Source organism: Kocuria massiliensis (assembly GCF_900169715.1).
GTDB lineage: Bacteria > Actinomycetota > Actinomycetes > Actinomycetales > Micrococcaceae > Rothia > Rothia massiliensis.
On record NZ_LT835161.1, the window covers coordinates 1,200,597 to 1,226,777 of the forward strand.

General features: G+C 60.2%; 25 protein-coding genes. All 25 read right to left on the reverse strand.

The features are described from left to right. Positions 1 to 60: 60 nt before the first annotated feature. The gene (gene gmk / locus B9Y51_RS09720; RefSeq protein WP_048678381.1) at positions 61 to 645 is read right to left on the reverse strand and encodes a guanylate kinase; all 585 of its coding nucleotides are present in this window, start codon (positions 643 to 645) and stop codon (positions 61 to 63) included. 4 nt (positions 646 to 649) lie between these two features. Continuing rightward, on the reverse strand, positions 650 to 964 hold the full coding sequence (mihF, locus tag B9Y51_RS09725; RefSeq protein ID WP_048678382.1) for an integration host factor, actinobacterial type: 315 nt from the start codon (positions 962 to 964) through the stop codon (positions 650 to 652). Positions 965 to 1,133: 169 nt separating this feature from the next. Next, entirely contained in the window at positions 1,134 to 1,994 is an 861-nt protein-coding gene (pyrF, locus tag B9Y51_RS09730; RefSeq protein ID WP_245826137.1) for an orotidine-5'-phosphate decarboxylase, read from the reverse strand. Next, positions 1,991 to 5,299, reverse strand: a complete 3,309-nt coding sequence (gene carB, locus B9Y51_RS09735; protein ID WP_085529533.1) for a carbamoyl-phosphate synthase large subunit — start codon at positions 5,297 to 5,299, stop codon at positions 1,991 to 1,993. Before carB ends, pyrF begins: the two co-directional genes overlap by 4 nt. 4 nt (positions 5,300 to 5,303) lie before the next feature. Beyond that, positions 5,304 to 6,488 carry a glutamine-hydrolyzing carbamoyl-phosphate synthase small subunit gene (gene carA / locus B9Y51_RS09740; RefSeq protein WP_048678386.1) on the reverse strand — a complete coding sequence of 395 codons (1,185 nt, stop codon included), beginning with the start codon at positions 6,486 to 6,488 and terminating at the stop codon, positions 5,304 to 5,306. Positions 6,489 to 6,492: 4 nt separating this feature from the next. Beyond that, positions 6,493 to 7,071 carry a PH-like domain-containing protein gene (locus B9Y51_RS09745; RefSeq protein WP_085529534.1) on the reverse strand — a complete coding sequence of 193 codons (579 nt, stop codon included), beginning with the start codon at positions 7,069 to 7,071 and terminating at the stop codon, positions 6,493 to 6,495. A gap of 6 nt (positions 7,072 to 7,077) precedes the next feature. After that, positions 7,078 to 8,397 carry a dihydroorotase gene (locus B9Y51_RS09750; RefSeq protein WP_085529535.1) on the reverse strand — a complete coding sequence of 440 codons (1,320 nt, stop codon included), beginning with the start codon at positions 8,395 to 8,397 and terminating at the stop codon, positions 7,078 to 7,080. A gap of 8 nt (positions 8,398 to 8,405) precedes the next feature. Then, the gene (locus tag B9Y51_RS09755) at positions 8,406 to 9,389 is read right to left on the reverse strand and encodes an aspartate carbamoyltransferase catalytic subunit (protein WP_085529536.1); all 984 of its coding nucleotides are present in this window, start codon (positions 9,387 to 9,389) and stop codon (positions 8,406 to 8,408) included. Then, positions 9,386 to 10,027 (reverse strand): bifunctional pyr operon transcriptional regulator/uracil phosphoribosyltransferase PyrR, encoded by a 642-nt coding sequence (gene pyrR, locus B9Y51_RS09760; protein WP_085529537.1) that lies wholly within the window; start codon positions 10,025 to 10,027, stop codon positions 9,386 to 9,388. Before pyrR ends, B9Y51_RS09755 begins: the two co-directional genes overlap by 4 nt. Before the next feature lie 130 nt (positions 10,028 to 10,157). Beyond that, positions 10,158 to 10,571: a transcription antitermination factor NusB gene (gene nusB / locus B9Y51_RS09765; protein WP_048678393.1), complete on the reverse strand. Its 414-nt coding sequence runs from the start codon at positions 10,569 to 10,571 to the stop codon at positions 10,158 to 10,160. Then, the gene (gene efp / locus B9Y51_RS09770) at positions 10,568 to 11,131 is read right to left on the reverse strand and encodes an elongation factor P (RefSeq protein WP_048678395.1); all 564 of its coding nucleotides are present in this window, start codon (positions 11,129 to 11,131) and stop codon (positions 10,568 to 10,570) included. The genes nusB and efp overlap by 4 nt, the downstream gene beginning before the upstream one ends. Positions 11,132 to 11,224: 93 nt before the next feature. After that, entirely contained in the window at positions 11,225 to 12,325 is a 1,101-nt protein-coding gene (gene aroB / locus B9Y51_RS09775; RefSeq protein WP_048678396.1) for a 3-dehydroquinate synthase, read from the reverse strand. Between the two features lie 45 nt (positions 12,326 to 12,370). Next, positions 12,371 to 12,934, reverse strand: a complete 564-nt coding sequence (locus B9Y51_RS09780; RefSeq protein WP_085529538.1) for a shikimate kinase — start codon at positions 12,932 to 12,934, stop codon at positions 12,371 to 12,373. Continuing rightward, positions 12,931 to 14,151 carry a chorismate synthase gene (gene aroC, locus B9Y51_RS09785; protein ID WP_085529539.1) on the reverse strand — a complete coding sequence of 407 codons (1,221 nt, stop codon included), beginning with the start codon at positions 14,149 to 14,151 and terminating at the stop codon, positions 12,931 to 12,933. Before aroC ends, B9Y51_RS09780 begins: the two co-directional genes overlap by 4 nt. A gap of 79 nt (positions 14,152 to 14,230) precedes the next feature. Further along, entirely contained in the window at positions 14,231 to 15,193 is a 963-nt protein-coding gene (locus B9Y51_RS09790) for a shikimate dehydrogenase family protein (RefSeq protein ID WP_245826139.1), read from the reverse strand. Continuing rightward, positions 15,160 to 16,068, reverse strand: coding sequence for an endolytic transglycosylase MltG (gene mltG / locus B9Y51_RS09795; protein ID WP_245826184.1), 909 nt, complete (start codon positions 16,066 to 16,068; stop codon positions 15,160 to 15,162). Before mltG ends, B9Y51_RS09790 begins: the two co-directional genes overlap by 34 nt. A gap of 292 nt (positions 16,069 to 16,360) precedes the next feature. Next, positions 16,361 to 16,882 carry a Holliday junction resolvase RuvX gene (gene ruvX, locus B9Y51_RS09800; protein ID WP_048678403.1) on the reverse strand — a complete coding sequence of 174 codons (522 nt, stop codon included), beginning with the start codon at positions 16,880 to 16,882 and terminating at the stop codon, positions 16,361 to 16,363. A 17-nt stretch (positions 16,883 to 16,899) separates the two neighbouring features. Then, on the reverse strand, positions 16,900 to 19,593 hold the full coding sequence (gene alaS / locus B9Y51_RS09805) for an alanine--tRNA ligase (protein ID WP_085529541.1): 2,694 nt from the start codon (positions 19,591 to 19,593) through the stop codon (positions 16,900 to 16,902). A gap of 80 nt (positions 19,594 to 19,673) precedes the next feature. After that, positions 19,674 to 20,147: a hypothetical protein gene (locus B9Y51_RS09810; RefSeq protein WP_048678406.1), complete on the reverse strand. Its 474-nt coding sequence runs from the start codon at positions 20,145 to 20,147 to the stop codon at positions 19,674 to 19,676. Then, positions 20,144 to 20,566, reverse strand: coding sequence for a DUF948 domain-containing protein (locus tag B9Y51_RS09815; protein ID WP_048678407.1), 423 nt, complete (start codon positions 20,564 to 20,566; stop codon positions 20,144 to 20,146). The genes B9Y51_RS09810 and B9Y51_RS09815 overlap by 4 nt, the downstream gene beginning before the upstream one ends. Positions 20,567 to 20,710: 144 nt before the next feature. After that, positions 20,711 to 21,352, reverse strand: a complete 642-nt coding sequence (gene rpsD / locus B9Y51_RS09820; RefSeq protein WP_048678410.1) for a 30S ribosomal protein S4 — start codon at positions 21,350 to 21,352, stop codon at positions 20,711 to 20,713. A 274-nt stretch (positions 21,353 to 21,626) separates the two neighbouring features. Continuing rightward, the gene (locus B9Y51_RS11260; protein ID WP_048678411.1) at positions 21,627 to 22,244 is read right to left on the reverse strand and encodes a hypothetical protein; all 618 of its coding nucleotides are present in this window, start codon (positions 22,242 to 22,244) and stop codon (positions 21,627 to 21,629) included. A 137-nt stretch (positions 22,245 to 22,381) separates the two neighbouring features. Further along, entirely contained in the window at positions 22,382 to 23,776 is a 1,395-nt protein-coding gene (locus B9Y51_RS09830; RefSeq protein WP_238651024.1) for a replication-associated recombination protein A, read from the reverse strand. A gap of 31 nt (positions 23,777 to 23,807) precedes the next feature. Next, positions 23,808 to 24,245 (reverse strand): D-aminoacyl-tRNA deacylase, encoded by a 438-nt coding sequence (gene dtd, locus B9Y51_RS09835; protein WP_085529542.1) that lies wholly within the window; start codon positions 24,243 to 24,245, stop codon positions 23,808 to 23,810. 102 nt (positions 24,246 to 24,347) lie between these two features. Beyond that, a complete protein-coding gene (aspS, locus tag B9Y51_RS09840; RefSeq protein WP_085529543.1) occupies positions 24,348 to 26,123 on the reverse strand; it encodes an aspartate--tRNA ligase in 1,776 nt (591 codons plus the stop codon). Positions 26,124 to 26,181: the final 58 nt, after the last annotated feature.

Consider the following 26,181-nt stretch of genomic DNA (forward strand, 5'->3'; position numbering starts at 1 on the left):
GCCCCAGCGTGGTTTCGACCGGCCGTCGGACCACGATTCACCGTACCCGGATTGGTCGCGTCAGCTCCGCTGTGTCGCAGATTCAATTCCCATGATCTTCACGACCTCGGCCGCCGCTTTTTCCACAGTGTCGTTGACGATCGTCTCGTCAAACTCGGGCTCGGCAGCTAATTCTTCCTTGGCCGTCTCCAATCGAACACGCTGTTCGGTGTCCGTTTCCGTGCCGCGCGTCCGCAAACGACGAACCAACTCATCCCAGCTCGGCGGCGCGAGAAAGATCATATTTGCTTCGGGCATCGCATTGCGTACCTGCCGAGCGCCTTGAATATCGATTTCCAGGAGCACGTGGCGTCCTGCGTCCAATGCCTCCGTCACCATGCGACGCATCGTTCCGTACCGATGGTTATTGTGAACCTTGGCCCATTCGAGCATCTGACGGTTGTCAACCATCGAATCGAATTCTTCGTCAGAGACGAAGTAATAATGCACCCCGTCTTGTTCGCCAGGACGGGGTCCACGCGTCGTCGCAGAAATGGACAACCACACCTCGGGGTAGTGATCGCGGATGTAAGCAGAGACCGTCCCCTTTCCGACGGCTGTCGGTCCGGCCAAAACGGTCAACTTAGGGGACTGGGTCTCTGACATTGGACTACCCTTCGAGGTATTCGATGAGATTCTTACGCTGGTGAGCCCCGAGGCCGCGAAGGCGACGACTCGGTGCGATCCTCAGATCACGCATGATCGCAGCAGCTCGCACTTCACCAATACTCGGGAGCGATTTCAACATATCCTCGACGCGGATGCGTTGCAAAGCTTCATCCGTATCCGCGCGCTTCAAGAATTGCTCAATGGTGATTTCGCGATTCTTAAGCGCGAGTTTTGCGTTAGCGCGCGCCTGCCGCGAAAGCTTGGCCTTTTCACGAGCCGCCGCGCGTTCCTGGTCGGTCAGAGGGCGTAGAGCCATAGTTACTTCCTCTCCAGTGCGTACGAGATAACAATTACTAATCCCCAAGATTCCCGTACGTATGGAAACTAAAGTACCCCAGGAATGCCGTACTTACCAGTCAGTAACACGCCGAATCTCGTGCTTTGTTTGACCTCGAAGGATACCTTCGTACGGCACGGACCCGCGCCTAGCCGGCATGCAGGGTTTGGCGCAAACGGGAATTGCAGGCAATCGCTTCCCTGACCAGCGCATCCGTATCCGGTCCATGACGTAAAACCCCACGTGAGGAGGAGACGACAACCTGATCCCGACATCCCCGGAAAACCTGAGCAAGATCCTCTTCCGAAGCGCCCTGGGCTCCGTATCCAGGAGCGAGGATCAGTCCATTGAACTCAGAGAGATGAATGCCCAGCGTGTCCAGCGAGTCGCCCACGGTTGCCCCCACGACCAATCCGCAGGGTCCGACATGCTTCGAAGGGTGGCGTTCGTTCTCTTTATACGCTGCCTCAACGACACTTTTGGCCACCGACTTCTCGACTCCCTGATGCTGAACCTCGGCGCCTTCAGGGTTAGAGGTTAGCGCCAGCACGAAAGTGCCTTTCCTAGATTGCTCGGCCTGACGCATCGCTGGGTCCAAAGAACCGAAGCCCAGGTACGGGCTCACGGTAAGGAAGTCCCCCGCCAACGGCGAGGACGCCCCCAGCCATGCGTCGGCATAGGCGGCCATCGTGGAACCGATGTCCCCACGCTTCGCATCGCAGATGACCTCGGTCCCCGATCCACGCATCGTCTCGATCACGCGTTCCAGGACCGCGATGCCCCCGGAACCGTGACGCTCGAAAAGTGCCACCTGAGGCTTGATCGAGGCGACTCTCCCCGACATGGCCTCGGCAACGGTCATGGCGAATCTCTCGAGGCCGTCCACCGAATCTTGAAGCCCCCAATCCCGCAGAAGCCCCGGATGAGGGTCAATCCCTACACAAAGGGGGCCGAGCTCCTGCATGGCGCCATAGAGGCGATCCCCTGCCTGCGTCATCGGTCGATTCATTTCGATGTCTTCTGAGCGGCTGCGGACAGGGTCGCTTCGTGGTCCTGGAGGCTCATGACATCCCAGGTGTGACGACGCTGCGCATCGATGGACTGGATCGCCGCACCGAATTCGGAGATCGTCGTCATCAATGGACATCCGATGCTCGTGGCCGCCGCGCGAATCTCGTAACCATCGCCGCGCGATTCCTCGGCGCCGGACGGGGTGTTAAAGATCAGGTCGATGTCGCCGTCGGTGATCATGTCCACGACGGTGCGCTCCCCTTCCTCTGCTTCCCGAAGCTTGGAAACCACCGTGCAGTCGATCCCGTTGCGCCGCATGACCATGGCGGTCCCACCCGTCGTGATGATCTCGAAACCGAGCTCCTTGAGCATCTTGACGTAGACGATCGCCGCTCGTTTATCACGGTCGGCAACGGTCACGAAAACGCGGCCCTCTGTCGGCAAGATGTTTCCGACGGCGGCCTGCGCTTTGGCAAAGGCCGTGTCGAAAAATGCATGGAGTCCCATAACCTCGCCCGTGGAACGCATCTCCGGGCCGAGCAGAGAATCCACGGCAGCACCGGTCTTGGTGCGGAACCGGTTGAAGGGCAATACCGCCTCCTTGACGGCAATTGCGGTGTCCTCCGGCAAATCGGCGCCGTCCATGTGAGAGGGCAATCGGCCTTCCTCGATGAGAGAAGCGATGGAACGTCCTGTACCAATCAACGCCGCAGATTTAGCCAGCTGAACACCCGTCGCCTTGGACACAAACGGAACCGTCCGTGATGCCCGCGGATTAGCCTCGATGACGTAAAGGTTGTTCGAGGCCACGGCGAACTGGATGTTGATCAGTCCGCGGACGCCCACACCTTCGGCGATACTACGGGTGGCCTTTCGAACCCTTTCGATGATGCTGGGGCTCAAGGTCACGGGCGGGAGTGCACATGCGGAGTCGCCGGAGTGAATACCCGCTTCCTCAATGTGCTCCATGACGCCGCCCATGTAGAGATCGGTCCCGTCGTAGAGCGCGTCCACGTCGATCTCGATCGCGTCTTCGAGGAACTTATCGATCAAGGCCGGCTGAGACGGTGAAACCTCGGTCGCGTGGGAAAGGTAACGCTCCAGATTTTGCTCGTCGTAGACGATCTCCATGCCGCGACCACCCAATACATAGGAAGGTCGCACGAGCACCGGATAGCCAATCTCGTCGGCGATCACCTTTGCTTGCGCGAACGTTGAGGCCGTCCCGTTCTTCGGGGCAATCAAGCCGGCCCGGTCCAAGACTCGCGAGAATTCTCCACGGTCTTCGGCGAGGTCGATTGCTTCTGGCGACGTGCCCAAAATCGGGACCCCCGCCTCTTGAAGTTCCCGAGCAAGTTTGAGCGGAGTTTGCCCACCGAGCTGCACGAAGACACCGAGAAGACCTCCGGTACGCCGTTCCGAGTCGATGACTTCGAGCACGTCTTCCAACGTCAGGGGCTCAAAGTACAGGCGCGTGGAGATGTCGTAGTCAGTAGAAACGGTTTCGGGATTGCAGTTGACCATAACGGTCTCATAGCCGGCTTCCCGCAGAACCATCGAGGCGTGAACGCAGGAGTAGTCGAACTCGATCCCTTGGCCAATACGGTTGGGCCCCGAGCCGAGAATCATGATGGATTGTCCCCCGTGCGGGGCCACCTCATCTTCCTGGTCGTAAGACGAATAGTGGTAGGGCGTGAACGCCTCAAATTCCGCCGCGCAGGTGTCTACGGTCTTGAACACGGGACGGACGCCGAGACTGTGGCGTACCCCGCGGACGACGTCCTCCCGGAGATGCACAAGTTCCGCGATCTGGGCGTCGGAGAATCCGTGACGCTTCGCCGTCTCTAGCGTCTCCCGCGTCAAATTCCCGTCGGTGCGTACGAGGTCGGCCACTTCGTTGATGAGAACGAGCTGATCCAAGAACCACGGGTCGATGCCAGTGGCCTCATACATACGGTCGACACTCGCGCCCGCTGCAAGAGCCTGGCGAACGTGATGAATGCGCTCGGTCGTCGGCGTCTTGCAGGACTCGACCAGCTCCTCGAGCTTCGCAGGATCCAGCTGGTCATTGCCGAAGGTAAATTCGCTGCCTTTTTGTTCCAGCGATCGCATCGCTTTCTGCAACGCTTCGGTGAAATTGCGTCCCAAGGCCATGGCTTCACCCACGGACTTCATGGTGGTCGTCAGAGTCGGATCCGCAGCAGGGAATTTCTCGAAGGCAAACCGCGGAATTTTGACGACGACGTAGTCCAAGGTCGGCTCGAACGAGGCCGGGGTTTTGCGCGTGATGTCGTTGGGGATCTCATCGAGCGTGTACCCGAGCGAAAGCTTGGTAGCGATCTTCGCGATCGGGAAACCCGTGGCCTTGGAGGCCAACGCGGACGAACGGGAGACGCGCGGGTTCATTTCGATGACCACAATGCGGCCCGTCACGGGATCCACGGCGAATTGAATGTTGCATCCGCCGGTGTCCACGCCGACCTCACGGATCACGGCGATGGCCACGTCGCGCATCTTTTGGTATTCGCGGTCGGTCAAGGTCAAGGCCGGAGCCACCGTGATCGAGTCGCCGGTGTGAACACCCACGGGATCAAAATTCTCAATCGAGCACACGACCACGACGTTGTCGTTCTTGTCGCGCATCATCTCGAGCTCGTATTCCTTCCACCCGAGGATCGACTCCTCGAGCAAAACCTCCGAAGTCGGGCTGTATTGAATGCCCGCGCCGGCGATGCGGTGGAGGTCTTCCTCGTTATAGGCCATGCCAGAGCCCAATCCACCCATGGTGAAGGAAGGGCGAACGACCATGGGATAACCGAGCTTTTCCGCGGCCTTCAGCGCCTCCTCCATGGAGTGAACGATCTCAGATCGGGCCGATTCGGCGCCGCAACGCTCGACGACGCCCTTGAATGCTTCACGATCCTCACCCAGATTGATGGCCGCGATATTGGCACCGATCAGCTCGACTCCGAATTTCTCGAGAGTTCCGCGGTCGTCCAGAGCAATCGCCGCGTTGAGGGCGGTCTGCCCGCCCAGGGTCGGAAGGATGGCATCAGGTCGTTCGCGCTCAATGATGCGCTCAATAGTGTCCGGCGTAATGGGCTCGATGTACGTGGCATCGGCAAATTCCGGGTCGGTCATGATGGTGGCCGGATTCGAGTTCACAAGAATGACTCGGATGCCCTCTTCGCGCAGCACGCGGAGGGCCTGCGTACCGGAATAGTCGAATTCGGCGGCCTGACCGATGACGATGGGGCCGGAGCCGATGACCAGGACGCTCTTGAGGTCGTGACGACGAGGCATAGGTTTACTTTCCTGCTTTCTGGCTGGCGGCATCGGTGGAAGTCATGAGCTCGATGAATCGATCGAATAAGTAGGCCGCGTCGTGAGGTCCAGCCGCGGCCTCCGGGTGATATTGAACGGAGAAGGCGGGAATGTCCAGGCAACGAAGACCCTCGACGACGTCGTCGTTGAGACCAACGTGCGACACCTCAACCTTTCCAAATTCTTCGCAGGGTGCGGTAACCGGCCCATCGAGCGGGGCGTCCACCGCGAATCCATGGTTCTGGGCGGTAATCTCCACGCGACCCGTGGTCCGGTCCATGACGGGCTGGTTGATGCCACGGTGCCCAAAGGGCAATTTGTAGGTACCGAACCCGAGGGCACGTCCCAACAGCTGATTGCCAAAGCAAATGCCGAAGAAAGGAATTCCTCGACGAAGAATTCCGCGAAGCAACTCGACCTGGACATCGGCCGTTTCCGGGTCGCCAGGACCATTCGAAAAGAACGCGCCATCGACGTTCAGATCGACGAGCTCGTCCAGAGTGATGTTCGCAGGGACCACATGGACCCGCACCCCGCGCTCGGCAAATCGTTGCGGTGTCATGGATTTGATGCCCAGATCGACCGCGACGAGCGTAGCAAGCGGTTCGCCGTTCCATCCGTGGTCCCGCGGCTCAACGGTGTACTTGCTGGTCACGCTGACCTCGTCCGCGAGCCGGCGCCCCTTCATCTCGGCGGAAGCGACAACTCGGCGGATCATCTCCTCGTGTGAGAGTTGGGCCTGCTCGCCACTGAAGATCCCAGAGCGCATGGCACCCGAATCTCGCAGGTGACGGGTCAGGGCCCTCGTGTCCACACCCTGAATGCCAACCACACCTTGTGCGGTGAGGTCCTCATCCAACGATCGCTCGGAGCGCCAATTTGAGGGCCGTCGGGCAGCATCTCGTACGACGTATCCGCTGACCCAGATGCGACGTGACTCGGCGTCTTCGGCGTTGACGCCGGTGTTGCCAATGTGAGGAGCGGTTTGCACGACGATCTGCCCCGCATACGAGGGATCCGTCAGGGTCTCTTGATAACCGGTCATGCCCGTGGAGAAAACGGCCTCTCCAAAGGCCTCCCCCGTTGCACCGTAGGTTCGGCCGCGATACGTCGTGCCGTCTTCGAGAACCAGTACGGCCCGATTCGCGGGCTGCTGTGCATGTGTCATGAATTCACTTCCTAGTGGTTTCTACAGACGGCCCGGAGGCCTCAGTGTCCTGGTTCTGGTGAGGTGCGGGAAGAGCGGTGGCAGCGTCCGGAACATGTGCTCGTAGACGGTCCAACAGCTCAGGAGTATCGGCGGCTCGTCGGGTTCGTAGCCCGGTGTCCACCAGCCGGTCGCCGAGACGCCACGAGATGACGGCCAACCCGTCCTTCTCGACGAATTTTCCGGCCATGCCGGATTCGCGTCGAAGCACCTCGATGGAATCCCGAGGGATCCAGAGGTCTCGGGAGCCATCGCGAGTCACGATCAGGCCCTCCGGATAAACCAAGGCCTGGCCATTGGATTTCACGCCCAAGCCGTGAACCGCAATTCTGTCCAGCCAGTCTCCGGCGGTGGTGGTGCAAACGTATTGGACGTGGCAGGCGAATTCCGCGGTGCTTCCCTCGAGTTCCTGGGGAACGTGAGGTACGTCAGCGATTCCGGCCTGTCTTGTGGTTCGGGAGCGCCATCCCCAGGCAATCAGGGCGAATACCAAGGCCGCCAAGATCAACGAAGAGACCAACGTCAGCAGGTGGTTGACAGACATCTTTTCCTAATTCTCCGCGCCAGCATTGCGCGGTGTAGCCAAGCAGCCGTTCAGCACGGTCGGGTGACCTTTGAGGAAGGTTGCTCGGACTTGGCCAGGAACGTCCATCGCCTTGTACGGCGAATTACGTCCCTTAGAAGCATGGGTTTGAGGGTCAACCGTTCGGCGAGCTTCGGGGTCGACGAGCACCATATTCGCGGGTTCCCCCTGGGCGAGGGGGCGGCCCTGATCATCGATACGGGCGATGCGAGCTGGGACGGTGGACATAATTCGAGCAACATCGGACCAACCGATCGTGCCGGTTTCCACGAGGGTCATCTGAATAATGGACAAGGCCGTTTCGAGCCCCGTCATACCCATCGCCGCGGTGGACCACTCACATTCCTTGGCCTCGAGGGGGTGCGGGGCATGATCGGTTCCGATCACGTCGATCGTTCCGTCGGCAACGGCCGCCCGCAACGCTTCCACGTCTTCTCGTGTACGGAGGGGCGGATTGACCTTGTACACCGGGTCGTAAGTCCGCACGAGCTCATCCGTGAGCACCAGGTGGTGCGGTGTCACCTCGGCGGTGACATCAATGCCGCGCTCCTTGGCCCAGCGAATGATTTCCACCGACCCCTTGGTGGAAACGTGGCAAATGTGCACGCGAGAACCGACATGCTGAGCCAATAGGACGTCACGGGCGATGATCGCCTCCTCCGCGACCGCCGGCCAACCGGCCAACCCCAGGTCCGCCGACACACTTCCCTCGTTCATCTGGGCGTCTTCGGTCAGTGCAGGCTCTTGAGCATGTTGGGCGACGACGCCGTCGAAGGTCTTGACGTATTCCAGGGCACGGCGCATCAGCAACGCGTTATGCACGCACTTGCCGTCGTCCGAGAACATGCGGACCTGGGCCCGCGAATCAGCCATGGCCCCGATCTCGGCGAGCCGTTCACCTTGGAGACCCACCGTCACGGCGCCGATGGGGTGGACGTCGGCCCACCCTGCCGCGCGGCCGAGTTCCCACACCTGTTCGACCAGACCTGCCGTGTCGGCCACCGGCTGTGAATTCGCCATCGCACAGACGGCGGTATATCCCCCCGCTGCTGCGGCTCGCGTCCCGGTTTCGACCGTTTCCGCGTCCTCGCGGCCTGGTTCCCGAAGGTGAGTATGGACATCGACGAGGCCTGGGAGGGCGATCAGGCCCTCCGCTTCGATGACTTCGGCGTCACGCTCCGGAAGGTCGGTTCCTGTTTCGGTGATGGTGGCGTCTTCGACTCGCAGGTCGACGACGTTTTCGCCGAGAACATTGGCCCGGCGGATCAAAAAATGCTGTGAGCTCATGATGTCCTTTACAGTGCGGAATGGTCGGAAGTGCCCTGAGGCCCGGTGAGAAGGTGATACAACACGGACATGCGCACCGAAACACCGTTGGTCACCTGGTCGAGGACGAGAGATCTCGGAGAGTCCGCGGCGGCCGCACTGATTTCTAGCCCGCGGTTCATGGGTCCGGGGTGCAAAATTGCCGTTTCGGCACCGCGACCGTCCAAGTAGGCCAGCCGTTCCGGCGTCAGGCCCCACATCCTGGCGTACTCCTCCGACGACGGGAAAAACGAGGCATGCATGCGCTCCCGCTGGATCCTGAGCATCATGATCGCGTCAAGGTCGTGTGTTAGCGCCTCGTCGAGGTCGTAACACACCTCGACGGGCCAGTCGTCGATGCGCACAGGCAACAAGGTCGGCGGCGACACCAAGATCACGCGCACCCCGAGCAAGGACAGCAACCACACGTTGGATCGAGCGACCCGCGAATGCAGCACGTCGCCCACGATTGCTACCGTCATGCCCCGAAGACTCGAGCCACGCGTGGGCTCCCCGGTTAGTCGAGACCGATGCTGGCGCAGAGTCATGGCATCCAACAAGGCCTGCGTCGGATGCGCATGCATTCCGTCCCCGGCGTTAATCACGGGGGAAGAAATCCAGCCGCTGGTTGCCAAGCGTTCCGGAGCACCCGAGGAAGGATGGCGGATCACGATGGCGTCGGCGTTGATGGCTTCGAGGGTTTGAGCGGTGTCTTTGAGAGACTCGCCCTTCGACACGGAAGAGCCTTTGGCCGCGAAATTGATGACGTCCGCGGACAGTCTCTTCTCAGCGGTTTCGAAAGAGATGCGAGTTCGCGTCGAGTCCTCGAAGAACAGGTTGACCACGGTGCGTCCGCGCAGGGCCGGAAGCTTCTTGACCTCTCGGTTGCCCACCTCGGCCATGCTGTCGGCGGTGTCGAGAATCTCTATCGCCTCGGCGAGGCTCAAGTCTTGGGTATCGAGTAGATGCTTCATGCGATGGATCCCTTCTTGGCCTCAGCGCCCGGATCGAGCACGACACTGTCGGAGACATCGCGATCCCCGGTACCGCCGGACGTGATGGGCGGTTCGTCGGTTTCTCGAAGAAAAACCTTGACGGATTCGTGGTGCGACGTCGGCAGGTTCTTACCCACATGGTCCGCGCGAATAGGTAGCTGACGATGGCCGCGATCTGTCAGGACGGCGGGGCGGCCAAAATCCGCCAGGGCGTCTAATGCCGCGCGAATGGTACGACCCGAGTACAAGACATCGTCAACCAAAACGACGTTTTTTCCGTCGATCCCCGCGGCAGGAATGTGTGTCGGCGCCGGGGTACGGGACGTGTTCCGCCGCAGATCATCGCGGTACATCGTGACGTCCAGTTGCCCCAGAGAAGCATCAATATCAAATGACGTTTCGGTGGCGGCTATTTTCTGCGCCAACCTTTGCGCGAGGGGAAAACCTCGCCGGGGAATGCCTAAAAGCACGAGATCCTTCGTGCCCCTATTGGACTCGACGATCTCATGAGCTATACGGGTCAGAGCCCGGTTGACATCCGCGGTATCCAAAATCACGCGCGCGTTCGAGGAAATCCGAGTATTCGGTTCCGCATCGGAACGGTAGTGAGTAGTCATCGCGATTGCCTCCTTCCCCGCCTCACGGGACGGAATTTAAAGGTCAGCAAGATGAATGCATCTCGGCCAAGCTACCACACCGAAAGACGGACGCCGCCGGGAGAAACTCCCGACGGCGTCCGTCGTTGTCTTAATCGGTCATCAAGGTGGGCTTGACCTTCTGCAATCGACCCAGCACCCCGTTGATAAACCGCGGTGAATCGTCGGTTGAATGCGTGCGTGCCAGGCCCGTCGCTTCCGCCACGGCTACGGCGTCGGGCACATCATCGTTGTACAGCAATTCCCAGACACCCATGCGTAACAACGCGCGGTCCACGGAGGGCATGCGATCCATGGCCCATCCCTTGGAATAGGTCTCGATGTACTCTCGGATCTCTTCGTCTCGCTCGACGACACCCTGCACGATTCTCTCTGAATAATCTGAGATCAATGCCGAGGTGTGCAGGCGCCGACGCCGGAGAACCTCGAGGGTATCCTCGTGGCGTTCTTCGGCCTCAAACAGTACTTCCAGGGCGCGAACGCGCGCTTTAGTTCTCGAATTCACTCGTTGACGCGGCCCAGGTAATCGCCGGAGCGGGTGTCGACCTTGACCTTGGTGCCCTGCTCCACGAACAGCGGAACCTGGATCGTGGCACCGGTTTCGAGCGTGGCGGGCTTGTTGCCACCGGTGGAACGGTCACCCTGAAGGCCCGGCTCGGTGTAGGTGATTTCCAGAACTACCGACGGCGGCAACTCAATGTACAGCGGCGCACCTTCGTGCATCGCGAGAGTCACGTTCTGGTTTTCCAACATGAAGTTGGCGGCGTCTCCAACCACAGCCTCCGGCACGTTGATCTGGTCGTAGGTCTTGTTGTCCATGAAGACGTAATCGGCACCATCCTGGTACAGGTACTGGTACTCGGAACGGTCCACGGTGGTCAGCTCGACCTTGGCGCCGGCGTTGAATGTCTTGTCGACGACCTTGCCGGTGTTGACGTTGCGCAGCTTGGTGCGCACGAACGCACCGCCCTTGCCCGGCTTGACGTGCTGGAATTCGATGACACCCCAGAGATTCCCGTCGAGCTTGAGGATGGTCCCGTTCTTGATGTCGTTGGTCGTTGCCACGAACACTCCTTTGGCGGATCGTCGATGGGCACGCTCAAACAGCGTGCATGGTTAATCGATAGCTATTGTAACGCTCTGGTGGTACCTGGTTTTTCAGGATGCGATTTCTTGGTAAGTCGCAAACAGAATGGATTCGTCCGGAACTTCCATCATGCGGGGAGAACCCACACGGTCGAGGACCACAAAACGTAAGAGATTTCCGCGGGCCTTTTTATCCCGGTGCATGGCGTCCAGGAGCTTTTTCCACTGGTCCCCACGGTACGTCGTCGGAAGCCCAACACTCTCCAGGATGCTTCGGGTTCGGTCCACAACGGCACCGTCCAAATTGCCCGCGGCTGCGGACAATTCCGCGGCAAAGACCATTCCGACGGACACGGCCGCACCATGACGCCATTGGTAGCGCTCGTTGACCTCAATCGCGTGCGCCAGCGTATGCCCGTAATTCAAGAATTCACGGCGTCCCGATTCTTTGAGATCCTCCGAGACAACCTCGGCCTTGACCCGGATGGACCGTTCAATCAATTCACGAATGACGGCGGACTGCGAATCCCGTACTTTTTCGGGCTCGGCCTCGATGAGATCCAATATCACGGGGTCCGCGATGAATCCACACTTGATGACCTCGGCTAATCCTGTGACCAACTCGTGGACCGGAAGGGTCCGGAGGGTGCCCACATCGCACAATACGGCGGCGGGCGTGTGGAAGGATCCCACCAGGTTCTTGCCTTCGGCGGTATTGATGCCCGTCTTTCCGCCCACGGCGGCGTCGACCATGCCCAACAATGTGGTGGGAATGTGGACCACACGAACCCCACGCAACCACGTAGCCGCCACGAACCCTGCGACGTCGGACACCGCGCCGCCTCCGACGGAAATGATCGCGTCGGAGCGGGTGAAGTCGTTCTGCCCCAAAACCTGCCAGCAGAAGGCCGCAACTTGGATGTGTTTGCCCTCTTCGGCATCGGGGATTTCCGCACTGAAGGACTCGAAACCCGCAGATTTGAGGTCATTCATGACGAGTTCACCCGTGGAACGCAAGGCTCTCGGGTGAACCACCAAGACGCGTTGAACACGGGGGCCCAAAATTTCGGGAAGTTGAACGAGCAAGTCATGCCCAACGTGCACGTCATAGTTATCCGTGGGCAACTGCCCCGTAACCGAGATCCGCGTTGGTGCCGCCTGTTCCTGACTCATCTGTACCTCCTGCTAGAGCGGCGCGCTGTGACGCCACCATTCGACTCAGCCGACCTCGTGGGATTCCGATTCCGCCTGGTGTTTCTTGTCTTGAACCGCGTGGTGAATCTCCTCGACGAGTTCCGGAACATCACGCGGCCCTGAAGCATCGACGACGATGTCGGCGAGTTCCTCGTAAGTGCCCACGCGTTCGTCAAAAATTTCTTGCCATCGTCTCATGGGATCCGGCTGAAGCATGGGACGGGATGCATCTCTCATGATCCGTGGGCGGACGGTATCCGCGTCCACCCGAACGAAGACCACTGTGTGCCCCTGGAGGAGTCGACGGACGCGTTCCGACATCGGTGCTCCCCCTCCCAGAGACACCACCGATCTCTCCCCGAGGTCCTCTCGGAGGATCTCTTCGATCGACGACGCCTCGAGGTCTCGGAAGTGCGCTTCTCCATGGTCCACAAAAATCCGCGCAATTTCTCCATGATGCGCCACGATGTACTCGTCCGAATCCACAAACGCGTAACCGTGGGACTGCGCCAGGCCTCGCCCAAGCCACGATTTACCGGCGGCCATGGGGCCAATGAGGATGATGGACGCTCGGCCGTCACGAGTCATTGATCCCAACCCCGCGAGTTGGAAACCCACCCCAGTTCCTCGGGAATATTTTCCAGGTACGTGCGCATGTTGCGTTGAGATTCTGCGATCGAATCTCCGCCGAATTTCTCCAGGTAGGCATCGGCGAGAACGAGCGCCACCATCGCCTCGGCCACCACACCAGCAGCCGGCACGGCGCAGACGTCGGACCGTTGGTGATGCGCGGTGGTCGGCTCGCCGGTCGAGGTATCTACGGTCTTCAACGCCCGAGGAACTGTCGCGATGGGCTTCATGCCGGCCCGCACCCGAAGGGTATCGCCGATGCTCATCCCGCCTTCGATGCCTCCGGCTCGGTTGGTTTCGCGAAGAACCCGGCCGTCCGCGTCGAGAGAGATTTCGTCGTGAGCTTCCGTTCCTCGCCGTGCGGCGGTGAGGAAACCATCGCCGACTTCCACGCCCTTAATGGCTTGGATCCCCATGAGCGCGCCGGCCAATCGCGAGTCGAGGCGGCGGTCCCAGTGAACGTAAGAGCCAAGCCCCGGGACGAGACCATATGCGAGAACCTCGACGACGCCGCCCAACGTTTCGCCGTCCTTGTGTGCGACGTCTACCTCACGCACCATGGCTTCCGACGTTTCGTGGTCGAAGCACCGCAGCGGATCCGCATCCAGAGCTTCGACGTGACGCGGAAGAGGTCGCTCGGCGTCCAGAGGGGCGGCCACCGAACCGATTGCCGTCGTATGGCTCACGAGCTGAGCGCCCAGTGCTTCGAGAATTTTCGCCGCGACCACACCAAGCGCCACACGGGTGGCCGTTTCTCGAGCGCTGGCGCGCTCCAGCACAGGACGGGATTCGGAGAACCCGTACTTCTGCATACCGGTAAAGTCCGCGTGACCCGGACGTGGGCGCGTCAGCGCGGCGTTGCGAGCCCTGCCTTCGAGAACGGATGGGTCGACCGGATCCGACGACATGACGTCGGTCCATTTGGGCCATTCGGTGTTGGCAATCTCGATGGAGACGGGGCCGCCCTGCGTCAGGCCGTGCCGGACTCCACCGAGGATCCTCACGCGGTCTTCCTCAAATTTCATCCGGGCGCCTCGGCCGTATCCGAGCCGACGTCGCGCGAGGGCGTCCCGAATATCTGCCGACGTGAGCTCGACGCCGGCCGGCACACCCTCAATGATTCCCACGAGTGCTTCGCCGTGGGACTCCCCGGCCGTCAGCCAACGCAATGTCACGGTTTTACCTCTATCTTTCGTGTGAGTATTCGGTGATCCGCCGTCGTTCCCGTGGAGCCGGTGAAATTCCTATCGGGATTCAGCGACGGGGCCTAAGGGTTTGATCGTCGTAAATCTTGCGGGGGGCCTTCACGCGAGCTTGCACGCCAGCGGCGTCGGCCATCGCCCTCAATACTTCCATCTGATGCGGCAGTTCCTCGGAGAGAAGTCGCCCCGTGAACAGTTTGATCTGATCCACTGCCTGATACAACAACATGTCACGCCCCGAGACGGCTGCGGCGCCTCGGTCTTGCGCGGCCACGGCCAGCCCCGAGGGCCACGGGTCATAGGACACATCCAAAAGTGCCAAACCGGTCAAATCCCCCGAGATCGACGACGCATAGTCGTCAAAGGCCCGAGCCGGCAATGTCGAGACGATCACGTCGAATTCGCCCATGTGGGCCGGGGCAGCCTCCAAAGGGGCCCATTCCAGCGTCGTTCCCAAGCGATCGGCCACCGACGCCACGCGCTCGGTCCGTTTCGGGTTCCGCACGAATACGGTCATGTTGTCCGCACCCAGGATGTGTAACGCCGCAGTGGCCGCGGTAGCCGTACCGCCTCCACCCAGGATCGCCGCTCGGGGACGCTCCGGCAGGTGGGATTGTGCCGCGACGAGGGCATTGACGATTCCGGAAACGTCGGTGTTATGTCCGAGAATGTGACGTTCTTGCTCCGCCCCGATGGGCACCAAGGTGTTGATGACTCCCACAACCTGTGCGAATCCCGTCAGACGATCGGCCTGTCGGCACGCAACCGATTTCAGGGGCATGGTCACGGAGAAACCCCTCCACCGCGGATCCTGCAGAGCGGGGGCGACAGCCGTGGCGAAGTCATCCTCCTCGACATCCGCCAAAGTGTACGACAGCTCTTCGCCGAGCACCGCATAGGCCGCCCGGTGCATCACCGGCGACAGGCTGTGATGCACCGGGTGACCAAGTACGGCCGCCCACGGTCCTTCAGGCGTTCGAGTCAGGAGCATTTGCCCGAATGATCCGAGCACCACTGGTCGTACTCTTCAACATTTTTCTGATGCTCTTCATAGGTCTTGGCGAATTTGGTCTCGCCCGTATCAAGATTCACCGTCACCCAGTAGTAGTAATCGTTGTGATCCGGATGCGCTGCGGCCTTGATGGCATCCGCAGCCGGCGAACCGATGGGCCCAATCGGCAACCCCTTATTGGCAAAGGTGTTGTACTTATTGGACGCGTCTCGCTTTTGGTCATCGGAGATCTGATACGTCTTCTTGCCGAGCCCATAGGCAACCGTGGCGTCGGACTGCAAGAATCCCTGAGTCTCGCCGCCTGGGTTATCCACACGGTTGTCGATGGCTCCGGCAACCGCCTTGTAGTCGTGCGGCGTCGCCTCGAATTCGAGGATCGAAGCGACCGTCACCGTATGGAAGATTTCGTCGTCGCTGTCGACGCCTGCGTCTTTGAGATCCTTCTTCGTCTTGTCGACCATCTCCTGGATGACGTCTTTGGCCGAAGCATCGGACTTGAAACGGTATTCTCCCGGATGCAGGAATCCTTCCAGCGAGTTGAATTGGCTCGGAATGCCGAACTGGCCTGGGTCCTTGTCGAGCTCCTTGAAGTCGCTGACGTTGATTCCGGTGCCCTTAGACAGGGCGTCGAAGGCTTCGTCCTTACGGAGATTCTGATTGATCGCGACGTAGTGCTTGGCACTACCCGATCCGGTGAGCGAGTTCATCGCCGCTTCAGAACTCATGTGTTGCTGAAGCTCGAAGGTTCCGGGCTGAATGAACTTGCCGTTGGCCTTCTCTTCCATGGTGGAAACGAATTTCTCGCTATTGGCCACGACGCCCTTTTGTTCGAGCTGCTGACCGACCGTGGCGTTGGTGTCGCCTTGTCCAACCTCAATGCTGACACTCTTACCGTTACCGTCACCGTGGTAATCCTTGGCTTCGAAAAGTCCCGTCCGGGGGCCAACGTGGTTACCAAGCCGATCACGAAAATGATGGTTGCCGTGATGAGCGCTTGACGACGTCGGGCTTCGCGTCGGCGCGCCTGCGCGGGAGTCAGATCTTCCTGCTCGATGCGTAGCCCTTGGATTCCGGCGCGTCGCTCGGCATCTGTCGGGGAGAAAAGCCCGTGGAAGGACTCATTGTCATCACCCGAAGACTCTCCACGGTTTTTTCGTGATGAATCTTCGCTCACGAAGGTTCTCCATTCTTTTCGGTGTCATCGGGTAACGGCTCAGTGCCGACGCCGCGTTGCTCCGAGTTAACACAATATCCCGCGACCGAGCGATCCGCTTTCAGCGCGTCGAGGGCCTGTTGAAGAATATGCACCGCTGCCATCTGGTCAACCATGGTTTTGAAGTCCCGTGAAGAGACACCCGCCTCGTGCAAGGAACGCTGCGCAGAGACCGTCGTGAGCCTCTCGTCCACGAGCCAAACGGGGATGTCACCTCGCCCCTCTTCTAGCAGCTCAGACACCAGTCCTGCCGCGTAATCTTCGGCCATCTGGGTGGATGCACTGGAGCCGCCACGCATGGTCCGAGGATGCCCCACGAATACCTCCGTCACCTCGTGCACGTCGATGAATTTACGCAGCACCCGACGGTCCGAATTGGTATTGGAGTTTCTCTTTAAAGTTTTCAATGGTGTGGCCAAAATCCCATCGGGATCGCTCAGGGCGAGGCCGACGCGGGCATTGCCCACGTCGACCCCCATGCGTACGCCCCTTCTCATCACGATCGCGATGATCCTGCGGTAGCGACCTGGCTCTTGACGGCGTCAAAGGCCTCGGAAATTTTGGTGGGATCTTGGCCGCCGCCCTGGGCGAGGTCGTCCTTGCCGCCACCGCCGCCGCCCAATACGCCAGCTGCGGTCCGCACCAAGGCGCCAGCCTTCACGCCCTGCTCACGGGCCGCCTGGTTGGTGGCGACCACGACGACGGGACGTCCGTTATTGACACCGGAAACCACCACGGTTGCGGCATCTTCTCCGAGCCTGTGGCGAAGGTCAGTCGCCAGATTCCGGACGTCGTCGCCAGCAAGTTCACCGGCGTCGTGCGCGAGCACCCGGACTCCGCCCAGAAGCTCGGCCTTTTCCACGAGCCGCCCGGCTTCTGCCTGGAGTTTTTCCTTACGGAGCTTTTCCAGTTCCTTTTCTGCCTGCTTGAGACGCCCCAGGGTGGACGAGATCTTTTCCGGAAGATCCGCCGAATTCTGCACCTTCATGAGGTCGGTGAGCTGATGGACCAGCGTGCGTTCGGCAGCAAGGTGGTTGAAGGAATCCAGCCCCACCAAGGCCTCGACACGACGGTTACCCGAACCCACGGACTGCTCGGACAGCAACGACAACGATCCGATCTCCGCAGAGGTCGACACGTGCGTGCCGCCGCACAACTCCCGGGAGAAGTCTCCATTGATCTCGACGACGCGCACGATATCCCCGTACTTCTCGCCGAACAGACCGATGGCCCCCATGGCCTTCGCTTCGTCCAAGGGCATTTCGCGGGTCACGACGTCGTAATTGTCACGGATCGCGGTATTGGAGACCCCTTCGACCTCTTCGCGGGCGCCGTCAGACAGTGAGTCGGTCCAGGCGAAGTCGAAGCGGAGGTAACCCTCCTTGTTGAAGGATCCTCGCTGAACCGCTTCCGGGCCGAGAACGCTCCGCAAGGCGGCGTGCACGATATGTGTGCCCGAGTGCGCCTTTTCGGCATCTTTGCGACGTTGAACGTCAACCTGTGCCAAGGCCTCTGATCCGGTGACTACCTGGCCTTCAGTCACTTCGCCTTTGTGGACGCTCAGGCCACGAACCGGCTGCTGAACATCGTGGATGCGAATCGAGAATCCGTTACCGGTGATCATGCCGGTATCGGCCGCTTGACCGCCGGCCTCGGCGTAGAAGGGTGTCTCGTCCAAAACGATTTCTACGGAGTCCCCCTGGGAAGCCGCCGGAACGGACACACCATTCTGCAAGACCGCCCGAATGGTGCTTTCTCCTCGCAACTGTGTGTATCCGGTGAAGACCGAGCCGCGCTCGTCGACCAATTCTCGGAAAGCGCTGAGATCCGCGTGAGACCCCTTCTTGGCCTTCGCATCGGCCTGGGCACGATGACGCTGCTCCTCCATGAGTGCACGGAAGGCAGACTCATCCACGGCGACGCCGGCCTCGGAAGCCATTTCCAGGGTCAGATCAATCGGGAAGCCGTAGGTATCGTGCAAGGCGAAGGCTTCTTCACCCGAGACGGATCCGCCCGCTGATTTAGCGTGAGTCACCGCTTCGTTGAGTCGAGTCGTTCCCGATTCGATGGTGTGAAGGAACGCCCGCTCCTCGGCATACGCGATCCGTGAGATGCGATCAAAATCGGTACCAACTTCAGGGTAGGCACCCTGCATGGCGTCCTTTGACACGGGCAGGAGAACCGGCAAACACGGTTCGGTGACCCCAAGGAGCCGCATCGCGCGAATCGCACGGCGCAACAAGCGGCGCAGAATGTAACCGCGACCTTCATTCGAGGGACTCACACCGTCGGCGATCAGCATCAGCGACGAACGGATGTGGTCGGCGACGACGCGCAAGCGCACGTCATCCTCGTAGCCCTCATCCTCGGCGGATTCAGAGCCAAAATATTTCTTTCCGGCGAGTCGAGCGGCCTCGTCCAGGACGGGCCGCACCTGATCGGTCTCGTAGAAGTTCTCAACACCCTGCAACAACATGGCCAAGCGCTCGAGCCCCAGGCCGGTATCGATATTCTTCTTCGGAAGCTCGCCGAGGATCTCGAAGTCTTCCTTACCGATCCCCTCGCCACGTTGGTACTGCATGAACACGAGGTTCCAGATTTCGATGTACCGGTCTTCGTCGGCTGCGGGCCCTCCGTCGCGACCGTACGCAGGGCCACGGTCGTAGAAGATTTCCGAGTCCGGGCCGGCGGGACCTGGCTGGCCCGTCGACCAATAGTTCTCCTTCATGTTCATGCGCTGAACACGTTCCTCGGGGAATCCCACCTCCCGAGTCCAGATGTCGTAGGCTTCCTGGTCCCCTTCGTACACGGTGACCCACAAGCGTTCGGGATCCAACCCGAATCCACCCTCGTCTTGAGGCGTGGTGAGCAAGGTGTAAGCGAACGGGATGGCCTGCTCTTTGAAGTAGTCCCCAAACGAGAAGTTTCCGGCCATCTGAAAGAAGGTTCCGTGGCGGGCCGTCTTCCCTACCTCGTCGATATCGAGCGTACGAATACACTTCTGCACCGACGTCGCACGGCTATAAGGAGCCGTTTCACGTCCGAGGAAATAGGGGATGAACGGGACCATTCCGGCGATCGTGAACATGGCGCCGGGCTCGTTGGAGATCAAAGAAGCCGACGGGACCACGGTGTGTCCACGTTCGGAGAAGAAATTGATCCAACGCTTTTTAATGTCCTGAGAAAGCATGTCCGCTAAGTGTCCTTCGTCCTGGGAATCTATCGTGACGATTCAAAATTTGGTGCGCCTCACGGGGAAGCACTCATCCGCTAACGTTCTCGGTGCTCCGCACCGCCGGTGAAAAAGCCTGGCGGTAGATCCGCGTCGCGGACCGGAGCCTCACCGTCGAGCACGTCCGGGCGTGCCTCTTCCCGGGTCGGTTCCGACACGGAGAGGTTCTCGGTGTTGTAGGTATCGCCCCATGTATCGAGGGACCCGGGGCGAAGGTCCTTCTTTTGGTTGGCATACCGGCGATTGAGTTCGTCTTCCCGCTCGGTCATGCCTTGTTTGACGGTGGCCGCAAATTTGAGGCCTCGGAGAGCTCCACGACGCACAGGGCCCATGAAGTCCGAGGCCCAGATTTTATCGAGGGCGCCTTGGTGATTACTGCGCTTATCAACCTGCATGGAATCCCTGACCACTAGTTCTTGGGCGGCGTGGACAACCTGTCCCCCGCGCTTCGACGCGAAGTATCCCGCGGCGGCTCCCGCCAGAATCAAACCAGTTTTCGTCCAGAAGCTCATTGGGCCCCTCCCGCCGGACTATCGGTAGCTCCCCCAGTGCCACGGGTGCCATCAGCTGAGCCTTTCCCCGGGGTGTCCTCTGGGCGGAAAGCTTTGCGAACTCCGTAGGAGAAAGCAGCCATTTTGATGAGCGGTTGCCCCACCGTCGAGGCCACCAAGCTAGACAACGCCGATACGTTAGCTGAGGCATCGGAGACGTTATCGGTAATGCCTTCCACCTTGGCCAACTGAGAATTGGTGGTGGTGACCGTTCGCGTCACTTCATCGATCAAGGGACCTGTTCCCTCGTTGATCTGTCGGACCGCAACTCGTACCTCGTCGAAGACCTTGCCCAACTTGACGATAGGCACCGCAAGCAGGGCTACCAAGATGGCAAATACTCCGGCCGCAATCAGGCCGGCAATGTCTCCACCCGTCATAGACGCAACCGTCTCCTCTGTCGACTTCATGGATTGGTGGCCCAGGAAAGGCCACCGGAATGAGTGTCAGTTTACGGCATCCATCCCGTTAAGAGCGTGATGGCCCGGGCATGTGCCCGGGCCATCACTATGAGGCCTAAAGAATTACGCCATACGGGCGTAGTACTCGACCACGAGCTGTTCCTCGCAAGTGACAGGAATCTCGCTACGCTTGGGTGCGCGCTCCAGCTTGGCGTGCAACTTGTCGATCTCGACATTCAAGTATCCCGGAGTGTCCGGCAGAACGTCCTGGTGCGCGCCGGTGGCGGCAACCTGGAACGGATCCATCTTTTCCGAACGCGGGTGGACGTGAATGAGCTGACCGGGCTTCACCTTGAAGGAGGGGCGATCCACGCGGACGCCGTCGACCATGATGTGACGGTGAACGACCATCTGGCGTGCCTGGGAAATCGTACGAGCAAAGCCCGAACGAAGAACCAAAGCATCCAGACGCGACTCGAGCAGCTCGACCAGCTTTTCACCGGTCTGACCCTCGACGCGCTTCGCTTCGGCGTAGGCACGACGCATCTGCGCCTCACGAATGTTGTACTGGGCGCGAAGACGCTGCTTCTCGCGCAGACGGACAGCATAGTCCGAGTCAGCCTTCTTGCGGGCACGACCGTGCTGGCCGGGGCCATACGGACGACGCTCGAAGTACTTCTCAGCCTTCGGAGTCAGCGGGATTCCGAGGGCACGAGACTTGCGCACCAAGTTACGGGCGCGCTTGCTCTTAGTAGTAGCAGCCACAATTTACCTTTCATGCGGTTGACCAATTTCCGCGGAGGTCCTTGGTCATTGTTCTGGTGTTACTGGCCTCCAGAGTGCCGCGCACGTTTCGCGCGGTGGAGAGCTCGAGTCAGCCGCAACTCTTGCTACAACTACCCCGGTGATCACCATTCGGTGCGTTTTGGGGAGCTTGCCAGCCAGCGTCCCACCTTACCTCATGCTGTGCCACCCCACCAGCCTCCATGAACCCGTGTCCGACACCCGCCTACTTTTGCAGCGAACGCCCACCCTCACGTTAGGGATAAAGCTCGAAACGAGGATTTCCCATGGGCTTGACCAGCATCGAGTATGTGGTCGGCATTTCGTACTTCATCACGAGTTGGCAGTTTCGGAGCGTGCCATTCGGGGAAGTGTAGAAAAGCTTCATCGGAACGCTCACCTGCGCACCGGCCCAGTCTTTCCTGTTCGACCTCTTAGACCCTTCCCAATAGACCGAAAGTGAGAACAAGAAGCCAACTTGTGCCCCGCCACCCTGATCCGATCCCAGCGTCGTCGTTCCCTCATACGTAGTACCGTCCCGGAAGACAATTTTGGGTCGAGGAAGCGTGTAGTGCGCCGCCCGATTGTACATCTTCCAGTTGACCAGGCCCCGGTTGTGGCACTGCCACTTCGTTCCGAAGTTCATGGCAGTGGTCGCGTTGAGCAAACCTCCCGCCGTGGTGCTGTAGGTTTTGGCGCCGATCACCTGCCACGCAGAGGCAAATTTTGCGCTACAGATCCCGGCGTTGAGTTCGTCATCTGACGGGCAATAGTCGGAATATGACGCGGCGTGCACCGGGCTGGCCCCCAAAACCACCGGCGCGGACCAGGCGGCGCCCTTGGCGAGCGTCCGTCGAGAAATAGTTGGATTCATGAATTCCCCAAGTGATGTGCGAGCTGTTCCCAACTCCCAGTAATCAAATTGATAAGTAGCCGCCGAGGAGGTGGTTACGAACCACCTTCAGCCCACAGCGACGTGGACATGATATCCAATTTTTATCCAAATTTTAACTACCGGTCCGTGCTACTTCTCCCAAGGATCTTGCGGATGATTCCGAGTCGCTTCTGGAGGGGTCGCTCGGCGCCGTACTCGGTCGGACGGTAGTACTCACGTCCCACAAGCTCGTCCGGTGCATACTGCTGTTGTGCCACGGCATGTGGTACATCATGGGGATAAACGTAGCCTCTACCATGACCGTGCTCAGCTGCCCCAGGATAATGGGCATCCCGTAGGTGTGCGGGTACACTGCCCGACTTCCCGGAACGGATATCCCCGATGGCGCTATCGATCGCGGTCACGACGGCGTTGGATTTCGGGGCAGTAGCTAAGTGAATGACGGCTTGTGCCAGATTAATCCGGGCTTCGGGCATTCCGATGAGTTGCACAGCCTGTGCAGCCGCAACGGCCGTTTGCAACGCGGTGGGATCGGCCATGCCAATGTCCTCGCTCGCGTGCACCACGATCCGACGCGCGATAAATCGAGGGTCCTCGCCCGCCTCGATCATGCGCGCCAAATAGTGCAGGGCAGCATCCACGTCCGAACCACGAATGGACTTGATGAAAGCCGAGATGACGTCGTAATGCTGATCCCCCATGCGGTCGTAGCGCAATGCGGCCCGGTCCATGGCCTCTTCGGTGTGCTTTTCAGTGATCTCGACGGGTTCCCCATCATCGCTCTCCGACTCTCCGTAGGCCACCGCAGCAGCTGCCTCCAGGGCCGTGAGGGCGCGCCGGGCATCACCGCCGCAAAGTTCCACCACATGACGGCGGGCGGACGCGCTCAGGGACACTTTCCCCTGGAGTCCTCGTTCGTCTGTGACGGCCCGGTCGAGCAAACCGCCGATATCTTCCGCATTCAGGCTCTGCAAGGTCACCAAGATGGATCTAGAGAGCAAGGGGGAAATGACCGAAAACGAAGGATTTTCCGTCGTGGCTGCGACCAGCACTACCCACCGATTTTCCACTCCGGGCAACAATGCATCTTGTTGAGCTTTGGTGAATCGGTGAATTTCATCCAAGAACAAGACCGTCGTCACGCCGCGCAAGTCTCGGTCGTTGAGGGCTTGGTCCATGACGGCTCGGACATCCTTCACACCAGCCGTCACCGCTGAGAGCTCCACGAATTTACGGGTCGAACCACGCGCAATCACGTGAGCGATTGTCGTCTTTCCGGTCCCCGGAGGGCCCCACAAGATCACCGACGACGGTCCAGCCGGCCCAGCGTCTTCCCCCGCTAAGACTCTCAGCGGAGAACCAGGCTTCAAGGCATGCTGTTGTCCCACAATCTCGGAGACCGTGCGGGGACGCATCCTCACAGCCAAAGGGCTTTGAGGGCCTCGGGATCGGCCCCCAGTTTCGGAGCCTTCTTCCCGACCATCAGAGGAATCGAAGAGTGATTGAGTCACGATGAAAGCCTATCGGCAGGCGCTAGCTGGGTCACAACAGGTCAGCGCTGTCCAGAATGAGGGTCACGGGACCGTCGTTGATCAACTCGACCTGCATGTTCGCACCGAAACGCCCCGTTTCCACGTCCGCGCCCAGTTCCCTCAATCTGGCGACGTAGCGTTCGAAGATGGGTTCCGAAACCGGTCCCGGTGCGGCCTGAGACCATGAAGGGCGCCTTCCCTTCTTCGCGCTTCCGTACAGCGTGAATTGACTGACGGCCAAAATCGGTGCGCCCGCTTCAAGGCACGAGACTTCTCCGTCCATCAGCCGCACGTTGCAGGTCTTATCGGCAAGCTTGTCAATCTCGCGATCGCCGTCGTCGTGAGTCACGCCGACGAGCGCCACCAATCCGGGGCGATCGATGCTGCCAACGACTTCGTCGTCGACCGAGACGTTGGCCCTGAGTGCCCGTTGTAAAACTATGCGCATCAGCCCATGCTATCGCCGTCGAGAGTTCCGACTCACTCAGCTGCGAACCGGCACTACAACGCGCGAAGCCCCGGTCCATACCGGGGCTTCGCGCTAGTACTTTTACTTCTCCGTGGCCTTGGGCTCGGGCTTGGCGTCCACGCCAGTCTCACGACGTTGTTGATCCGTGATCGGGGCCGGAGCCGAGGTCAACGGATCGTAACCGTTGCCGGTCTTGGGGAAGGCAATGACCTCGCGAATGGAGTCCGTGCCGGCCAGCAAGGCCATCATGCGATCCCAACCGAACGCGATTCCGCCGTGGGGAGGCGCACCGTACTTGAAGGCTTCGAGGAGGAAGCCAAACTTCTCCTGCGCTTCCTCTTCGCTGATGCCCATGACGCCGAAGACCCGCTCCTGGACATCCCGGCGATGGATACGGATAGAGCCGCCGCCAATTTCGTTGCCGTTGCACACGATGTCGTACGCATAGGCCAACGCGGATCCCGGGTCTTGGTCGAAGGTGTCCATGAATTCGGGCTTCGGTGACGTGAAGGCGTGGTGAACGGCCGTCCAAGCGGAATTGCCGAGCGCAACGTCGCCCGAATCCACGGCATCCTGAGCCGACTCAAACATGGGGGCATCGACAATCCAGACAAACGCCCATTCGTCGTCCTTGATCAGACCGGTGCGGTGGCCGATTTCAACGCGCGCTGCACCGAGTAGCGCCCGCGAGCTCTTGACCTCCCCCGCAGCGAAAAAGATGCAGTCGCCCGGCTTGGCGCCGACCTTCGCCGCGATGCCTTCGCGTTCGGCCTCCGTGATGTTCTTGGCGACCGGCCCAGTCAGGGTGCCGTCTTCCTGCACGAGGACGTACGCGAGCCCCTTGGCGCCGCGTTGCTTGGCCCATTCCTGCCAAGCGTCCAGCGTACGGCGCGGCTGAGAGGCACCGCCAGGCATGACCACGGCGCCCACGTAGGGAGCCTTGAAAACTCGGAAGGTGGTGTCCTTGAAGTACTCGGTGAGTTCCGTCAGCTCGAGGCCAAAGCGCAGGTCTGGCTTGTCGGAGCCGTACTTCTCCATCGCTTCCCAGTAGGTCATACGACGGATCGGACGGGGAACTTCGACGTCGATCAGTTTCCAGAGCGCTTCCACGACCCGCTCGCCGAGGTCGATGATGTCGTCTTGCTCCACGAACGAAGCTTCGATGTCCAGCTGGGTGAACTCCGGCTGGCGATCGGCGCGGAAGTCCTCATCGCGGTAGCACCGTGCAATCTGGAAGTACTTTTCGATGCCGCCGACCTGCAGCAGCTGCTTAAACAGCTGAGGGGATTGCGGCAAGGCGTACCAGGAACCGGGTGCCAAACGGGCCGGGATCACGAAGTCTCGTGCGCCTTCGGGCGTCGAACGCGTCATCGTGGGCGTCTCGACTTCGAGGAACTCATCCTGGTGCAGGAGCTCTCGGACGGTGCGGCTCGCGTCGGAACGCAGGCGCATGGCCGCAGCAGGCGCCGGACGACGAAGGTCCAGGTAGCGGTGACGCAGACGCGCTTCTTCGCCAACTTCCACGTGTTCATCGATCTGGAATGGCAAGGGAGCCGAGGTATTGAGCACCTCAACACCCTCCACTTCAACCTCGATCTCGCCGGTCACGAGATTGGGGTTATCGTTTCCTTCCGGACGGCGGGTGACCTTGCCGGTGACCTGCAGGACGTACTCGTTGCGCAGGGCATCGAAGTCGGCCTCATCGTGGAACACGCACTGGGTCACGCCTGCCCGGTCTCGTAGATCGACGAAGGCAACGCCACCATGGTCGCGACGGCGGGCAACCCACCCAGCAAGGGTGACGGTCTCTCCGATGTTCTCGGCGGTGAGTTCACCGAGGGTATGCGTGCGTAACACTCACGGTCCTTTCGACGTGGTCGGCGGGCTTCCCGCCGGGGTGTGTAATGCCGAGTCT

Bases quoted from the DNA above. Each gene is read 5' to 3' on its own strand.
- gmk (WP_048678381.1), bottom strand. From the start codon at position 645: ATGTCAGAGACCCAGTCCCCTAAGTTGACCGTTTTGGCCGGACCGACA.
- mihF (WP_048678382.1), bottom strand. From the start codon at position 964: ATGGCTCTACGCCCTCTGACCGACCAGGAACGCGCGGCGGCTCGTGAA.
- pyrF (WP_245826137.1), bottom strand. From the start codon at position 1,994: ATGAATCGACCGATGACGCAGGCAGGGGATCGCCTCTATGGCGCCATG.
- carB (WP_085529533.1), bottom strand. From the start codon at position 5,299: ATGCCTCGTCGTCACGACCTCAAGAGCGTCCTGGTCATCGGCTCCGGC.
- carA (WP_048678386.1), bottom strand. From the start codon at position 6,488: ATGACACATGCACAGCAGCCCGCGAATCGGGCCGTACTGGTTCTCGAA.
- B9Y51_RS09745 (WP_085529534.1), bottom strand. From the start codon at position 7,071: ATGTCTGTCAACCACCTGCTGACGTTGGTCTCTTCGTTGATCTTGGCG.
- B9Y51_RS09750 (WP_085529535.1), bottom strand. From the start codon at position 8,397: ATGAGCTCACAGCATTTTTTGATCCGCCGGGCCAATGTTCTCGGCGAA.
- B9Y51_RS09755 (WP_085529536.1), bottom strand. From the start codon at position 9,389: ATGAAGCATCTACTCGATACCCAAGACTTGAGCCTCGCCGAGGCGATA.
- pyrR (WP_085529537.1), bottom strand. From the start codon at position 10,027: ATGACTACTCACTACCGTTCCGATGCGGAACCGAATACTCGGATTTCC.
- aroB (WP_048678396.1), bottom strand. From the start codon at position 12,325: ATGAGTCAGGAACAGGCGGCACCAACGCGGATCTCGGTTACGGGGCAG.
- B9Y51_RS09780 (WP_085529538.1), bottom strand. From the start codon at position 12,934: ATGACTCGTGACGGCCGAGCGTCCATCATCCTCATTGGCCCCATGGCC.
- ruvX (WP_048678403.1), bottom strand. From the start codon at position 16,882: ATGGGGGTCGACGTGGGCAATGCCCGCGTCGGCCTCGCCCTGAGCGAT.
- alaS (WP_085529541.1), bottom strand. From the start codon at position 19,593: ATGCTTTCTCAGGACATTAAAAAGCGTTGGATCAATTTCTTCTCCGAA.
- B9Y51_RS09810 (WP_048678406.1), bottom strand. From the start codon at position 20,147: ATGAGCTTCTGGACGAAAACTGGTTTGATTCTGGCGGGAGCCGCCGCG.
- B9Y51_RS09815 (WP_048678407.1), bottom strand. From the start codon at position 20,566: ATGACGGGTGGAGACATTGCCGGCCTGATTGCGGCCGGAGTATTTGCC.
- B9Y51_RS11260 (WP_048678411.1), bottom strand. From the start codon at position 22,244: ATGAATCCAACTATTTCTCGACGGACGCTCGCCAAGGGCGCCGCCTGG.
- dtd (WP_085529542.1), bottom strand. From the start codon at position 24,245: ATGCGCATAGTTTTACAACGGGCACTCAGGGCCAACGTCTCGGTCGAC.